The organism is Chryseobacterium nakagawai, assembly GCF_900637665.1.
Taxonomy (GTDB): Bacteria; Bacteroidota; Bacteroidia; order Flavobacteriales; family Weeksellaceae; genus Chryseobacterium; species Chryseobacterium nakagawai.
The window spans coordinates 3,672,206-3,688,048 of sequence record NZ_LR134386.1; the positions used below are offsets into that span (position 1 = coordinate 3,672,206).

General features: G+C 33.9%; 17 protein-coding genes. 6 read left to right on the forward strand and 11 right to left on the reverse strand.

Features of this window, described 5'->3' with window-relative positions; genetic code table 11:
* Nucleotide 1 precedes the first annotated feature (1 nt).
* Complete coding sequence (locus EL260_RS16630; RefSeq protein WP_123856392.1) at nt 2–553, reverse strand: hypothetical protein; 552 nt, start codon at nt 551–553, stop codon at nt 2–4.
* 168 nt (nt 554–721) lie between these two features.
* On the opposite strand from EL260_RS16630, the gene EL260_RS16635 reads away from it, so the two are divergent.
* The 4 genes from EL260_RS16635 (at nt 722) to EL260_RS16650 (ending at nt 3,443) form a co-directional block, all read left to right on the forward strand.
* Entirely contained in the window at nt 722–1,261 is a 540-nt protein-coding gene (locus EL260_RS16635) for a hypothetical protein (RefSeq protein ID WP_123856394.1), read from the forward strand.
* 232 nt (nt 1,262–1,493) lie between these two features.
* A complete protein-coding gene (locus EL260_RS16640) occupies nt 1,494–2,699 on the forward strand; it encodes a hypothetical protein (RefSeq protein WP_123856396.1) in 1,206 nt (401 codons plus the stop codon).
* A gap of 91 nt (nt 2,700–2,790) precedes the next feature.
* Nucleotides 2,791–3,168: a hypothetical protein gene (locus EL260_RS16645; RefSeq protein WP_123856398.1), complete on the forward strand. Its 378-nt coding sequence runs from the start codon at nt 2,791–2,793 to the stop codon at nt 3,166–3,168.
* 38 nt (nt 3,169–3,206) lie between these two features.
* Nucleotides 3,207–3,443, forward strand: coding sequence for a hypothetical protein (locus EL260_RS16650; RefSeq protein ID WP_123856399.1), 237 nt, complete (start codon nt 3,207–3,209; stop codon nt 3,441–3,443).
* Between the two features lie 76 nt (nt 3,444–3,519).
* Here the strand turns inward: EL260_RS16650 and EL260_RS16655 are convergent, their stop codons facing one another.
* From EL260_RS16655 to EL260_RS16670, 4 genes are read right to left on the reverse strand one after another with little or no spacing between them, the layout of a single operon-like run.
* On the reverse strand, nt 3,520–4,293 hold the full coding sequence (locus tag EL260_RS16655; protein WP_123856402.1) for a Rossmann-fold NAD(P)-binding domain-containing protein: 774 nt from the start codon (nt 4,291–4,293) through the stop codon (nt 3,520–3,522).
* Nucleotides 4,294–4,335: 42 nt separating this feature from the next.
* Nucleotides 4,336–5,097, reverse strand: a complete 762-nt coding sequence (locus EL260_RS16660) for an MBL fold metallo-hydrolase (protein ID WP_123856404.1) — start codon at nt 5,095–5,097, stop codon at nt 4,336–4,338.
* A 54-nt stretch (nt 5,098–5,151) separates the two neighbouring features.
* Nucleotides 5,152–5,694, reverse strand: coding sequence for a Crp/Fnr family transcriptional regulator (locus EL260_RS16665; RefSeq protein ID WP_123856405.1), 543 nt, complete (start codon nt 5,692–5,694; stop codon nt 5,152–5,154).
* Nucleotides 5,695–5,712: 18 nt separating this feature from the next.
* The gene (locus EL260_RS16670; RefSeq protein WP_123856407.1) at nt 5,713–7,698 is read right to left on the reverse strand and encodes a urocanate hydratase; all 1,986 of its coding nucleotides are present in this window, start codon (nt 7,696–7,698) and stop codon (nt 5,713–5,715) included.
* 264 nt (nt 7,699–7,962) lie between these two features.
* Here EL260_RS16670 and EL260_RS16675 point away from each other — a divergent pair, with 264 nt between their 5' ends.
* Nucleotides 7,963–8,397 (forward strand): endonuclease domain-containing protein, encoded by a 435-nt coding sequence (locus tag EL260_RS16675; protein WP_123856408.1) that lies wholly within the window; start codon nt 7,963–7,965, stop codon nt 8,395–8,397.
* 143 nt (nt 8,398–8,540) lie between these two features.
* On the opposite strand, the gene EL260_RS16680 is transcribed toward EL260_RS16675, so the two are convergent.
* From EL260_RS16680 to EL260_RS16705, 6 genes are all read right to left on the reverse strand, one after another.
* Entirely contained in the window at nt 8,541–11,090 is a 2,550-nt protein-coding gene (locus EL260_RS16680) for a T9SS type A sorting domain-containing protein (RefSeq protein ID WP_167469962.1), read from the reverse strand.
* A gap of 151 nt (nt 11,091–11,241) precedes the next feature.
* The gene (locus EL260_RS16685) at nt 11,242–11,535 is read right to left on the reverse strand and encodes a hypothetical protein (protein ID WP_123856412.1); all 294 of its coding nucleotides are present in this window, start codon (nt 11,533–11,535) and stop codon (nt 11,242–11,244) included.
* Between the two features lie 51 nt (nt 11,536–11,586).
* A complete protein-coding gene (locus tag EL260_RS16690) occupies nt 11,587–12,573 on the reverse strand; it encodes a 2-hydroxyacid dehydrogenase (protein ID WP_123856414.1) in 987 nt (328 codons plus the stop codon).
* A gap of 65 nt (nt 12,574–12,638) precedes the next feature.
* The gene (locus EL260_RS16695; RefSeq protein ID WP_123856416.1) at nt 12,639–12,908 is read right to left on the reverse strand and encodes a prevent-host-death protein; all 270 of its coding nucleotides are present in this window, start codon (nt 12,906–12,908) and stop codon (nt 12,639–12,641) included.
* Nucleotides 12,909–13,216: 308 nt separating this feature from the next.
* Nucleotides 13,217–13,867, reverse strand: a complete 651-nt coding sequence (locus tag EL260_RS16700; RefSeq protein WP_123856418.1) for a protein-L-isoaspartate(D-aspartate) O-methyltransferase — start codon at nt 13,865–13,867, stop codon at nt 13,217–13,219.
* Between the two features lie 101 nt (nt 13,868–13,968).
* The gene (locus EL260_RS16705) at nt 13,969–14,640 is read right to left on the reverse strand and encodes a hypothetical protein (RefSeq protein WP_123856420.1); all 672 of its coding nucleotides are present in this window, start codon (nt 14,638–14,640) and stop codon (nt 13,969–13,971) included.
* 149 nt (nt 14,641–14,789) lie between these two features.
* Between EL260_RS16705 and EL260_RS16710 the strand changes: the two genes are divergently transcribed.
* Nucleotides 14,790–15,758 carry a Gfo/Idh/MocA family protein gene (locus tag EL260_RS16710; protein WP_123856422.1) on the forward strand — a complete coding sequence of 323 codons (969 nt, stop codon included), beginning with the start codon at nt 14,790–14,792 and terminating at the stop codon, nt 15,756–15,758.
* The last annotated feature ends 85 nt before the right edge of the window (nt 15,759–15,843 follow it).

Consider the following 15,843-nt stretch of genomic DNA (forward strand, 5'->3'; position numbering starts at 1 on the left):
TTTATTTTTTTGTAGTGAGTACTATGGCGCCATGTTTTGCCTTTTGTCTATATCGTTTTATAGCTTCTGCTGGTAGAAAACTATTTATACTTTCAATAGTCTCTGGTTTTAATGTTTGTAATTCTTCTATAGAAATCTTTTTATTATTAAGCAAAACCAGAGGTTTCTCTGCGGGTCTTGAAATGGGTGCTCCCATTCTTAAAGATGGATTTCTGTTAAAATTGTCAGTAGGTATGACACTCATATTCACCCCTTGTACTTTCTCTGTTGGCTTTATTTCCTGTGCATTTACAACAGTAGTAAAACCACCTACTATCCATAGTCCAAAGGCTAATTTACTCGCCAATGAAAAGTTTAGGTTTATACCCAACTGATCCTCCCGAAACCTTCCACAAATATTTTCATTTGAATCAAAACTATTGATCAGTTCTTCATCTGAAAAACGAGTAAAATCCTGAACGGTTTTAGAGCAGACAGAACAAAATTTTCCTTTTTCATCAGGTGTCATGTTATCCCAGTTTTCATGACAGGGTGTTGGGATGGTAATTTTCATAGTATTTCTTTTATTTATAAAGATGCTGTGATGATGAAAAAGGTTGGAAACAATATCCTAATTATGGAAAACCATATTAATTAATCAATAGATCTATATACATTTGAAATACTCAAAATCAAATGTTTTTATTCTTTTGAGATAAAAAACTATCATCTAAAATAAAATATGAATTTAAAAATCAATGGTTTTCTCAATATTCCATTTGGCGAAAATCAACAAAAAGTCAGTGAAATGATGAGAGAGAAAGGCGGAATTCTTAGTTTGGAAGACAGTAGTCATAACACTTTAATCTTCGACAATATACAATTTGCTGGATATCCAACAACATTGATTGCTATAAATTTCTTAAAAGATGAATTCTGTAGAGCGATGATTTTTATAAAAGCGAGCTTAGAAAGTAGAACTATTGATTTGTACAAACAGATTAAAGAAGAAATAAATGAAAAATATTATCAAACAAAAGTTGATTTTGAAAATTATGAATATCCTTTTAAAAAACACGATGGACATACTGAAACGGCAATTACTTTAGGTAAAGCTATTTTTTCGGCATATTGGAGTTTCAAAAATGATGAAAGTAAAGAAGATGATTATATATCAGTTAAAATTGATGAGAATTTTCACATAATAATTACTTATGAGAATGGACAATTAATGAAAGCACTTGTAGATATTCAAAAGCAAGAAAACCATACAGATTATTAAAGCTTATATAATAATTTAGATGAAGATAAAATTTATGTATATATGTGGTTTGGAAATCACAAAAACACAAAAAAATATATTAATATTTTTCTAACCAACCTTCATCACCTAGAGTTGGGCGGCAGATTATAGAAGCCATAATTATAATAAAATTCATTTCTTTATGGCTTCCCGTAATGTTTTGATTTTTAAGTCTTATAAATTTGGATTACAATAATTAACAAGCTTAAACATGGCAAAAACCATTACCCAATTTTCACTATTCTTAGGTTCACCAAGTGATTTAGATCCTGAAAGAGTAGAGATTAATAACATTATTAATGAGCTTAATATAAGCTATGCAAGTAGAAATTATATAAACTTAAATTTGATAAAATGGGAAACTCATTCCGCTCCAGGAATTTCTCATAATTATACTCAAGATCTAATAAATAAAGATATTGGAAATGAATATGATATATTTATTGGAATGATTTGGCAAAAATTTGGAACAAAAACTGAGATAGCTAATTCAGGAACTGAAGAAGAGTTTCTAAGAGCAGTTAAGAGGTTTAAAAATGGTGAAAACCTACAAATATTATTCTATTTTAAGACAGTTCCTCCTTTATCCTTAGATCAAATTAATACAGAGGAGCTAAATAGAATTAATAACTTTAAAGAAACCCTTAAAGAAAATAACATTTTATATTGGAGTTTTAACACTATAGAAGAACTCAAGGCTCACTTAAGAATGCATATACCTATAAGGATTGATGATTTGAATTCTAAAGCTGAATATAACATTTCACGAGAAGTAGCAAAAATAGAAAATCATTTAATCGAAAAAAATGAATCATTCGAAAATAAAGATGATTTTGGTTTATTGGATTATATCTTTCAACTTGAAGACTATTTAGCAGATTCAAATATAGCTTTGACAAATATCTCTGAGAGCACCGTAAAAATTGGTGAAGACTTACAAAAGAAAGCTGAAGAAATTAAAAGAATTACAAAATTACCAAATACAAATAAAAATACTGTTCTTGAATATTTTAAACGAACTTCTAAAGTTATCAATGATTACTCCGATAGGATAAAACTAGAAACCCCAAATTTTTATGATAATTTTGAAGAAGCTATTAATGTTGGGTTAAAATATCTCAACTTAATTGATGAGGATAATATAGATGATAATTATGAGAGTTTAAATGGAACATATAATTCTGTTTCTTCACTAAAAGAGAATATTCCCGCCGCAATAAATGGAATGCTAGGCTTCTATAATGAAAGTGCTAAACTTCCAAATATTCAATCAGACCTTAATAAATCAAAAAGAAATCTAATGAAACAATTAGATGAATTAATATTTAAATTAAAGAAAACATTTGAACTTACTAATGAGTTCCAAGGTCAGATAGAGTATAAGCTAACATTATATAATAAAAATAAAATTGATTAAATCTAAAGTTGCTGGTGTAAGCTTTCAAATTCTGCTATAAGCAATTGTCATTACTTTATAGCAACGAAAAAATAAAGTTTTAAAATTTTCAATGAAAAACTATATCATTATGGAATATATTGATTTAAATATTAATGGAAAGGATTTTGTCATTATAAATTTTCCTAAAGATTCGGAAGTTGAGCAATTTGAAGGAAGTATAACTTATAAAGAAAAAGGTGAAATCTATTCCAAAGCACTTCCTAATCATAAGGATGGATACATTAAACTAATTTCTAAAATTAGTGAGCTTAATATTGAAAAAATATTTGATGAAATTTCTCCATATAATGTAAATGAAATTTCTGGTAAAAGATTTCTTGATTCTTTTCTCAATATAAAGGGAGTAACAATTGATGAAAATTTAAAAGAATTAAAAAAATATAAGTTCTTAAATAATCCTTATATATTCAAGCTAATCAAAAAATAATATTATTATGAATATTTTACAAATTAGAAACTCAGGACTTGTTAGAAAGCTCTGATCTTTTCGAGAAAAAATATGAATATGCCCATCAGGTGTTTCGGGATTTCAGACATGCAGAAAACACTGGAGAAATGCCTAATATCAGTATTATTTTTGAGGAAGATGGTATCTATATTTGTCAGTATGGCTCTTCTTATGTGTGGAAAGATCTTGATGAACTTAAAAACTATATAGAGAAAGAACAAATTGCATATAAAATCATTGACTATCAGGATTAAAAATATAATTACAGAAACCTAGAAATCTAAAAAAACCTGCTTAACAGCAGGTTTCTATTTTTTAAGACATCATTCCTTAAGAACCATTCGTAAGATGAAAATATCGTGGATCAGGATATTGAAATTCATAATCCAGTTCTGAAATTAATTTTGAGGGTGAAATTGTTCTGCCTTGGGTGGTACGTTCACCTGAATACGGCAGATCTTTCTGTGCATTGATGATCTCTTCTTTATTAGGATGCACAGGCGCCACCACATTATAGACTTTGGACTGAGACTTATTCTCCAGCATTTTTTCAACGACTGAACAAATATCCGCATAATGAATATGGTTAACCAGCAGATCCAGATTGGATATATTATAATTCTTTAGAAGCCTCTGGTCTCCCATTAACCCTGCCAATCTCAAAATATTAACTTCAGGAAATCTGCTTTTTATAATACCCTCGCTTGGCACATCATCTGCAAGACGGTCATCTTCCGTAAACTCTTTTTCAGTATCAGGATATACTCCTGTAGAGCTCATCAAATAGACCTGACCTTTATAATCTCCAAGAAATGCAAGTAAATTCTTAGCTCTATCATACAAAGGAATTTCAGCTCCTCTCACTCCCGAAAACGGAACTGTGATAATCACCGCATCCAACTGTGGCGCTATTTCCCACTCCTGCATTGTTTCCGATATATCATCATCTGGAAAGCTAACTTGAGTGATGTGGTATCCTTTAGCGGATAAATCTTTTATCTTAGACGCTGAAGTGGTGGTTGCAAAAATCTCATATTGACCCGATAACTTCTCTGCTATATGAGTGCCTAACCAACCACAACCTATAATTCCAATTTTTTTCATTTTTTAATTTATGAATCTATTTGTTAAAAAACAAATGTTTGTCTATGAATCCATCAACACTTCTCCATCCTTCAAAACCATATACTCCTGTCCTACCTCATCAGAAATTCTTTTTAGATCATTCTCATCAAACAGCTGTGGAATATAACATTTCTCATGCGAAAATAATCCATAATGTATCGGAACCAGTTTTTTAGCATGTAAAAGATGAGCCGCAGAAAAAGCTTCCTTCAAATTAAGTGAAGCTGGAACCGGGCTGTATTCCAATCCTATTATTTCAAAGTTCACAACAACACCATTAGCAGGCAAAAATGCATACTCTATATTTTCATTCTCTTTTCCCAATTTCCAGAACTGGTTATGCCAAATGGTATCTCCACCATGAAAAATTTTAGTGGTTGCATCTTCCACGATCCATGAAGACTGAATTTCTCCTACTCCGTCCATTGCAAATACAGGTTTAAAGGTAATATTGTTTTCTGTAAAAACTTCATTAAGGTTCAATACAACCATTTCAATATCACCCATAATCTTTCTGACAACTGATTCTAACCCTGAGTATACAATTAGTTTCCCATTCTTTTTCAGGCATTTTTCCACAACACTTTTATCAAAATGATCCAGATGCATATGGGTAAATAAGATATAATCTGCTTCTATCTCATCTGTAAAAGAGATTACTTCATCTACAGCCTCTCCTAATACAGGTTTGTAATAAGAAAAATCCTCTACTGCATCCATCAAAACTGTTTTCCCCTGAGAAATCAGTTTTATTCCTGCCCAGTTTAATTTTTGTATTTCCATATTCTTTTTTCAACAAAGGAAAAGACTTATAGAAGGTCAAACAATAAACAAAAGTTAATTAATTCTCTTTCTGATTCGGCTCAGAGAAATTGGAGTGATCCCGATATATGACGCCAGATATTTTAAAGGAATATTCTGAATATAATGGGGCTTGTTGGCTAATAGATATTCATAAAGATCCTGAGGAGTATTTTTAAGCAGAAGCATTTCGCGTTTCATTGCGGCATTCAGTTTCCTGGTCAGATAATAATTTTGCACAAAACGACACTCAGGGTTTACAGCGAACATATCTTTTACCTCATCTAAAGTAATTTCCCAGGCAAGACCACTGCTGATGGATTCATAAATACCTTCAGAACCTTTATCTCCAACGGTAAAAATATCACCGGGAAAGTAGAATTCTGCACAAACTTCGGTATCGATGTCTGAAGTACTGTTAATGTAGTATTTACGGACAAGCCCATCTTCAAGAAGATAGGCTTTATGGTCCGGGAATATGTTTTTCTTTAAAAACTCAACCTCAGCAAATTTCTCCCAAACAGGATCACTATCCTCTACATTGAGGTGTGAAAACAGTTGTTTGTTAATACTAGCCAATGCTGAATTATTTATAATTTACAGTAAGTTTTCGTCTACAAGGTTCGGAAGGGTTACCTTTAGGTTAGGTTCAGCTTCCATCGCTCTTTTAATTGCGAAAATAGCCCCTTCATTTCTTGCCCAGCTTCTTCTTGAGATTCCGTTATTCACGTCCCAGAAAAGCATAGACTTTAGTCTTCTGTCGGCATCATCACTGCCATCCAGCAGCATTCCGAAACCTCCATTGATTACTTCTCCCCAGCCTACTCCACCACCATTATGGATAGAAACCCAGGTTGCCCCACGGAAACTGTCACCAATAACGTTGTGAATGGCCATATCTGCCGTAAATCTGGAACCATCGTAGATATTGGAAGTCTCTCTGTAAGGAGAATCTGTTCCGGAAACATCATGATGGTCTCTTCCTAATACAACCGGTCCTATCTCACCATTTTTAATCGCTTTATTGAAGGCTTCAGCAATCTTCATTCTTCCTTCTGCATCGGCATACAGGATTCTTGCCTGTGATCCTACTACCAATTTATTTTCCTGTGCTCCTTTGATCCACTGAATATTATCCTTCATCTGCTGCTGGATCTCTTCAGGAGAGTTTTTAATCATTTCTTCTAATACAGCACATGCAATTTCATCAGTTTTCTGTAGATCTTCCGGTTTTCCGCTTGCACATACCCAACGGAATGGTCCAAAACCGTAGTCAAAGCACATTGGTCCCATAATATCCTGAACATAACTTGGATATTTAAATTCTCTTCCTAATGTTGGATTATCTGCCATTACATCTGCTCCGGCTCTGGAAGCTTCCAACAAGAAGGCATTCCCGTAATCGAAGAAGTAAGTTCCTTTTTCTGTATGTTTATTGATCGCTGCAGCGTGTCTTCTTAAAGTTTCCTGAACTTTTTCTTTAAATAATTCAGGGTCTTCAGCCATCATTGCATTGGATTCTTCAAAACTTTGTCCTACCGGATAATATCCACCCGCCCAAGGATTGTGAAGTGATGTCTGGTCTGAACCAATGTCAATTCTTAAATCTTCTTTGTCAAATTTTTCCCAAACGTCCACAATGTTTCCAAGGTACGCTAAAGAAACCGTTTCTTTATTTTGTTGCGCTTCTCTTACTCTTTTTACCAATGCATCAAGGTCTTCATAAATTTCATTCACCCATTTCTGATCATGACGGATTTTGGTGATTTTTGGATTTACTTCTGCACATACGGTAACACAACCGGCAATATTTCCTGCTTTTGGCTGAGCTCCACTCATTCCTCCTAATCCTGAAGTTACGAAAAGTCCTCCTTTTGGCTCTTTATTGATCTTTCTGAAAGCGTTTAAAGCGGTAATCGTTGTTCCGTGAACAATTCCCTGTGGGCCGATGTACATATAACTTCCTGCAGTCATTTGCCCGTACTGCGTTACGCCAAGAGCATTGAATTTCTCCCAATCATCCGGTTTTGAATAGTTCGGGATCATCATCCCGTTCGTTACGACTACTCTTGGTGCATCTTTATGAGACGGAAACAATCCCATCGGATGTCCTGAATACATGACCAAAGTCTGCTCATTGGTCATTTCAGAGAGATACTTCATCGTCAACAGATATTGTGCCCAGTTAGAGAAAACAGCACCATTTCCCCCGTAAGTAATCAATTCATGAGGGTGCTGAGCCACTGCATAATCCAGATTGTTCTGAATCATCAGCATAATGGCTTTCGCCTGCTCAGATTTTCCCGGATAATCTTCAATGGATCTCGCTTTCATCTCGTAATCCGGACGGAAACGATACATATAAATTCTTCCGTAATCCTCCAACTCCTGCTTAAATTCAGGAATTAATTCTGCATGAAACTTGGGATCGAAATAACGTAAAGCATTCTTTAATGCCAGTTTTTTCTCTTCTTCCCCTAAAATTTCTTTACGCTTTGGAGCATGGTTGATATTGGTCTCGTATGGTTGTGGTTGTGGCAGTTGATTAGGAATCCCCTGCTGTATCTGTTCTTGGAATGTCATATTGCTATTTAAAGTTCTATGTTTAAACAATGTTTGAAGTTTTAAAGATATTCAAATTATGAAATATAGGCAACAAAAGAGGGGAAAAGCAAAGTGGGAAAGAACGAATAAGCAAAAAAATTAATTATCAACCCTGTGAAAAGATAATCAACAGTATATTTTTAATACTATATTTGAAAAGATGCACTCACATTCCCCTCCTCTGGAGGGGGTGGATTTCAAAATTCAAAGAATTTTGGAAGACGGGGTGGTTAAAACACACAAATGAAAGAAATACTAACCTCCATCAATGGAATTCCCATTCATAAAAATTTTGTAGAAAACCTTCCCTATAATCCCTATTTAAAAGTATTATTAAAAGAAAAACGTAAAGCCAGAATACTAGGTGAAGTTATCTTCTGGAAAAAAGTTAGGGCAAGAACTTTTCATCATATTGATTTCGACAGACAAAGAATTATTGGAAACTATATTGTCGATTTTTATGTGAAATCTTTAGGATTAATTATAGAAATTGATGGTTCAAGCCATGAAGGGAAAGAAGTTTATGATGACATTAGGCAAAAATATCTGGAATCTTTAGGTCTATTGGTTTTTAGGATTGCTGATTTTGACGTAAGGAATAATCTTGTGTTGACTATGAAAGATTTAGAGGATTTTATTATTACGCATTATGGAACCACCCCGTCTTCAAAAATTTGATAATTTTTGAATCCACCCCTCCAGAGGAGGGGAATTTCTTCTTACAAAATAAGATTATCATTCAGATGAAAAATAAAAAACCTCACTGAAATTTAGTAAGGTTTATATTTTATATATAGTATTTCTTAGCGTATCCTTCGTTTTTATTTTTTAATAAATTTCTCAACAGATTTCTCTTTACTTCCATTCAGATGAATATAATAAACACCTTTAGGCAGATTAGAAACATCAATCGTGGAGGTTAACTCTTTTGAATTGATAACCACCCTTCCTAAGCTATCCATAATTTGATACTGATTAAACCCTTCTGTTCTTACATTAATAATACCCGTTGTTGGATTAGGATAAATCAAATTTTTCTTTGCTGTTTTTGTCTCTTTAGTCCCTAATAAGCTTTGAGGAATAAGTCTCGCAATTCCTTTTGTATATTGACCGTCAAAATAATCAAATTCTCCTGCGACAACAAATCCATTCCCGTGTTTTTTGATCTCAGATACAATTTCGCCATAGTATTTTGTATGTGAAATGGTAAATCCTGTTCCAATATCAAATGTAGTATCATAAGTTCCGTTAGCATTGTGTCTTACAAGGCTTCTTGAATCAAAACCATTAGGTACAGATGTCAGGAATTTTCCATTATTTTCAAATTCTAAAGGCTGATACATCAGTTCTGTTCCTACCATTGGATAAGTAGGAGGAACAAAAGAAACATCTACGGTACCATCATTATTATATCTGGAAATTTTATGGACAGATGAATTTCTTTCCAATGCTAAAATCTTACCATCAGAAGTTGGGAAAAAGTCACGATTGTTATTAAATGAAGGAGCCATAACGAAAGTAGGATCTATCTGCCCATTTGGCAAAAGTCTTCCCAATCCTCTTTGAATTGCACCTCCTGAATTATTTCCGGAAAGCAGAATTTTATTATCAGGTAAAAGTTTAAGCCATAATATTGATGAATAAGGTTTTTGGTAAACGATAGAATTATCTAAGTTACCATCAGTATCCAACGCTACAATTCCTTGATTCGGCAAAAGTATAGTATTATGCTTGTACATATTGGGTACAATAATTTTGCCATCGTCCTTCACAATAAATTGTCTAGCCTGGCCATCTAATCCTATATCATTTCCTACAAGACTAAAAAATGAGGTATCCAAAGAGCCATTCTGATTTAATCTGATCACTGCTCCACCAAATGCTCCAAAATAAGAAGTTTGTATAACATTTCCTGTTAACAATACTATTTTACCATCCGTTTGAAGGTGTATGTCAAAAGGATATATTCCTGATGACAGATATAAATACGCATCTGCACTAAAACTCTCATCAACAGACCCATCCGGATTTAAACGAATGATTTTATCTCGCGTAATTCCATTGTATGAGGAGAACTCTCCCGATACCAGCATTTTACCGTCAGGTTGTACTACTACTTTATTAGGTGCTCTATCAAAACCTTTACAAATATTACGGAAAGACATATTAACCTCTCCATCAGTAGCAGAAAACTTAACGATATTATTGGCTGAAATTTCATTGTATAGCTTAATTCTTCCACCCGCAATAATATCGCCATCATTATCAACCCTTAAATGCTGTATAACTTCTCCGGAACTTTCATACCGTATAGATGATATCCTTCCCAAAAATGAGGAATCCATATTTCCATCATTATTGAGTCTTATGATTCCTCCTACCCAATTATCTCCATATTTCCTGAAATTACCCGCAACAATAACTTTTCCACCCGTCTGAGGCAGTAACGCAAAAACTCCGTTATGATCGGCGTTTTCATAAGCCATCGTATAGAATCTTTTCGGTAAAAAGCTCCCATCCATTGTTCCATCTGCATTCAATCTGGTAATATATTGTCGGCTTTCTGAAAGCTTAAATTTTCCTCCTAAATATATTTTATCATCATCTGCCAGAGCAATGGTTTTAATATCTCCACTAAAAGTATTGTCATCATGAGTATAAAAAGAGGTATCATGGGATCCGTCACTATTATACCTCCAAACTCTGTTTTTATTGATGGCTACGATCTTACCATTCTGCTGAAGGCCAAAATCTATAACATCATTAGGAAATGTTGGCAGAAAGTTAAACGCCGTATCAAGAGATCCGTCACTATTCAGTTTTACTACATACTTTGTGCTAATACCATTGTATGATAAAAAATTACCGGAGACTAAAATCTTTCCTCCATTCAGAACCATTACTTTTCTTACAGACCTGTTTGTATCATACATTTCATATCCAAATCCGGTTCCTATATTAAATGTATTGTCTTTGGTGCCATCTCCATTAAGCCTGATCATATTTTTCTCTGTTACATTGTTGTATTTTGTAAAACTTCCTACAGCAACAATTTTACCGTCATTCTGCAATGAAATACTATTAACAGTCCCATCAAAATTCCCTCCAATATAAGAAGTATCTAAGGTAAAGTCTGGGTTTATTCTTACAATTTTAGTAATGTCTCCTACGTTAAGAGTATATTCATAATTTTTATAAACCACTAAAATTTTTCCATCTGGTTGTGTTAAAGTTGTAATAACTTCTTTTCCATCAATAAAATGTTTATTGGTTTGAAATGCCGCATTAAAATTAGGGTCTTTAATGTATTTATCTTGTGAATAAAGGTTTGCAACAATCATATTACAAAATACAATCAGCAGTAATCTCATGTAAATGTTTATCATAGTGATACGTCTAAATTAGTTTTTGCTAAAATAATCATAATAAATAAAAACAACTTTCCCTTATAGACAAACTTTATAGACAGCAAAAAACCTCACTGAAATTCAGCAAGGTTATTATTTATTATACGTATAAATTTTAAGTTAGAACATCATCATTTTCCTCTTCATGATCGTCCTCATTATCACTAAGGCTCCAATAGTTGTTTTCTTCATCTTCCTCTCCTATTTCTTCCATTTCATCATCATCTTCGGCCCCTGGGATATCAAGGCCTTTATCTATTTTGTCGTCATCGATATCTTCATCAAATATAGGATTCCCATCTCCATCCAGCGAAATATGTTTTTCTCTTTTGAATATATCTTCGTTAGGATCATAATCCATGCGTTCCAGCCTTTCATTCTGCTCATTTATATTGTTTTCTGGTGCCATAATATTTAGGTTTTTAAGGGTTACTATAGTAAGAACAAAAATAATTCCAAGTTATGATGAGTGATGGGAATAAACGTCTGGATTCACACAATTAGGCATCACTTCTCCTTTTGAAAAAGCAATAAGATTTCCGGCAGCTAGTCTTGCCATTCCGTTTCTGGCTTCAACGGTTGCTGAACCAATATGGGGCAATACACAAACATTAGATAATTCTAAAATAGGATTGTCTGCAGACATAGGTTCCGGATTGGTTACATCAAGACCTGCCCCCCAGATCTTTCCTTCAGTTAATGCATGGTATAAGTCCTGTTCCTGATGGAAGCCACCCCTTGCTGTATTGATAAAAATAGCATCAGAATTCATCTTTTCAAATACAGACTGATTGAAAAGATCTTTATGCTCAGGAGTATAATTGGCATGAACACTCAGTATGTCTGAATTTCTAATCAATTCATCAAAGGTAACATAAGTTGCATCAAGTTCTCTTTCTGCTTCTTCATTACGGTGACGATTGTTGTAAATAATTTCCATATCAAAAGCTTTTTTACATTTCTCAGCCATTTGAAAACCAATTCTTCCTAATCCGAAAACACCCAGTGTTTTACCATAAAGTTCCTGTCCCAAAGCATGCAAAGGATCAAAAGCACCCCAGTTTCCTTCTTTTACTTTTTGAAAATTATAACTTGCCCGTCTTGCTACCGATTGCATTAGTAAAAAAGCAACATCAGAAGTCGCTCGGCTCAACACATCCGGTGTATTTCCAATCGGAATATTCCTTACATTAGCTTCTTTTACATCCACATGGTCAAATCCCACAGAATACAACGCGATCGCTTTTATAGTAGGGCAGGAATCAAAAAATACTTTGTCATATTTAAAATCACCGCCAACATTTAAAATAACATCTGTATTCTGACAATACTTCAACCATTCTTCATAAGTTAGATTTTCACTTTCAGGAAATACAATCTGTAATCCTGCTTCCTGCAACATATTGATTCCGACCTCAGGAATTCTTTTATTGATAAAGACTTTCATTATTACTTTTTTGGATTTAAATAAAAAACCTCACTTGCAAAAAGTAAGGTTATTCAACTTTAATATTAAATATTATTTTTTTCATCAGAATGCTTCTTATTCTTTTCCCAAGCCTCAGAAGCTATCTCCTGAATTTCTTCCCAAACTTCTTTTACTGATTTCTGTGCATGAGTCATAAATCCCTGTTTTGTAGCCTCCTGATTCTTGCTTTTCATATCATGAATATAATCTTTTACCTGCTGGGAATAGCTTTCTACACTATATCCGGGATTATTGTTCAGGTTCTTTTGAAGATTACTAAAATCATGGGACGCTTTAAATCTGTTTGTGTCCATAATCATAAGATTTTAAGTGGGTTTGTTTGTAAAGAAGTCCAATTTCTATTCCGAACTGAACCAAAAATTTATTAAAAAAAACACAAAAAACTTTAAATTATATCAACTACAACTTTTTTCTTTTTCAATACGATATCTTCCAGATTACTCCTCAAAATTCACAATTTTTTTTGACCTCGATTGCACGAATTTTATAATTAAAACTTATATGCATTCTATTTCATTAAGAACTGGTGTTTGAGACCCATTCCTCTACCAGCTTTATGACTCAACAATTATTTTTTTAATTCAGAATTTAATCTTAGTTTTTATTGATTGGTATTCCCCAGCATCGGAACAAACTTATACGCCCCAAATTCTTCTTTTTCAAACTCTGTTGGTCCTACTTTTGTGAATCTGTATAGCACCTGTTCATCTGTTGGTCCCAATGGGATTACCATTATACCGCCTACTCTTAATTGTTTTAATAATTCCGTAGGTAAAGTTCCGGCTCCACAGGTTACAATAATTTTATCGAAAGGAGCAAAAGTGGGAAGCCCGGCGAATCCGTCTCCAAAGCTCTGGAATTTAGGATACAAATGAAGTTCTCTCAATTTATTTTTTGAGAAATCGAAAAGATCCTTCTGTCTTTCCACTGTATATACATGAGCTTTCATTGCGATTAAAACAGCGGTCTGATACCCACATCCGGTCCCTATTTCCAGTACTTTTTCACCTGCTTTCACCTGTAACAGCTCAGACTGTTCTGCTACCGTTGATGGATGAGAAATGGTTTGATGCGCCAAGATGGGGAAAGCCCTATCTTCATAGGCAAAGTCTTCAAAAATACTTTCAATGAAAAGGTGTCTCGGAATTTCATTCATTGCCGAAAGTACATTTTCATCCGAAATCCCAATTCTATATCTGAGATATTCTACTAAATTCTTTCTTTTTCCTTTATGTACAAACGAATCCTGCATGTGACAAAAGTAAGAAATTAGATTTTAGATTTTAGAAATCGGGCAAAAGAATTATCCACAAAAAAAGCTGTCAAATAATTTGACAGCTTTTTTATTATATATCAATTCCATTTCACCACCTGTGAGGTGACATCGGTATAGGTATTATCCGCACATCTTTTTCTGACATAGAACATATAAGAAATTGTCTTATTTAAGTTAACAAAAGCTGCATTGTGTCCAGGAAGAACCGGGTCGCCATTTCCAGGAGCCGGTGGAGTACCACTCGTACCTAGATACACTTCATACACGGAAAGTCCATCACTTTCCCAGGAAACAGTCGCTGAAAAAGTGGGATCATAGACGGAAGAAGTAGATGTTGTATAATTTACATACCCTGGTTTTACACACGCAGTAGTATTCTCGGAAAGAATGGTAATTGGTCCTGCCCAATTGCTCTTTCCATTAGCCGTTCCACAGTTCCTTCTTACATACAAATCATATTTTTTCCCCTTAAATAATGGAAGACTGTAAGAGGTATTGCTCACTTCAGCTACCGTACCACTTCCCAAAGCAAAGCCCTGTTCCCCATACTGCACTTCAAAAAATCCTGTTCCCTCAGTGCTATTACTACTCCATGAAAAAATATTATATAACGGTTTAAAACTTAAACTTGTTGGAGTTTCGCATGTAGCCTTTGGTGGTTGTACTTCAGTGGCAATACTGTCTCCTGATCCTGAACATCCTGTGGCCAATACTCCAATAATAGATAAGACGAAATATATTTTTTTCATAGTTGATAATTTTTATAGTGCGCGAATTTAGTATAATTCTTTTAAATAATAATATTTGTACTTATTACCATCTACTTGGAGGATATCTAAGTGAAAAGTCATGTATTTTATAATGTACATTCACTATCTTTACAGAAATTTATACAGCTATGTTAAAAGCAGGTTTGGTAGGTGCCGGACACTTGGGAAAGATCCATTTAAAACTTCTTAATCAGTCAGATCGATATGAGTTTGTAGGCTTCCACGATAAAGATATTGAAAACGGGAAAAAATTAGAAGCTGAATTCGGATATAAATATTTTGAAAATTTTGATGAATTGCTTGAGCAGATTGATATGCTGGACATTGTTACTCCTACAGTCTATCATTATGATTATGCATTAAAAGCAATTGCAAAAGGACTTCATTTCTTTATTGAAAAACCTGTTACCCAAACCCTGGAACAGGCAGAAGAAATCCTGCGTTTATGCCAGGAGAATGGCATTAAAGCACAGGTAGGACATGTGGAAAGATATAACCCGGCTTTCATAGCAACCAAGGAATATATCAACAATCCGATGTTTATTGAAATTCACCGTTTGGCCGAATTTAATCCTCGGGGTACCGATGTTTCCGTGGTATTGGATCTTATGATTCATGACCTTGATATCTTGCTAAGCATCGCAAAATCTAAGGTAAAAAACATCCATGCCAGCGGTGTGTGTGTAGTAAGCAAAACTCCTGATATAGCGAATGCCAGAATAGAATTTGAAAACGGATGCGTTGCCAACCTTACCACCTCAAGAATATCAATGAAAGCTATGAGAAAAAGCAGATTCTTCCAGAAAGACGCTTATATCTCAGTAGATTTTCTTGAGAAAAAGGCAGAAGTAATCAGAATGAAAGACGCTCCGGAAAGTCCTACTCCATTTGACATGATTATTGAAAATGCTGAAGGAGAGAAAAACCAGATCTTGTTTGAATATCCAAATATTCAGCCTAACAATGCTATTCTTGATGAATTAAATTCTTTTGCTGATGCCATTACGGGTGATAAAAATGTAGAAGTTTCTCTTGAAGACGGAACCGAAGCCTTAAAGGTTGCTTTAGAAATTATGAAGCTTATCAGTCAGAAATAAAAATATACTGTTTTCATTAACAGTAATACTTACAATGCTATCTTAATAATCAAAAAAAGGTTATGAGATAGCATTTTTTATTGAT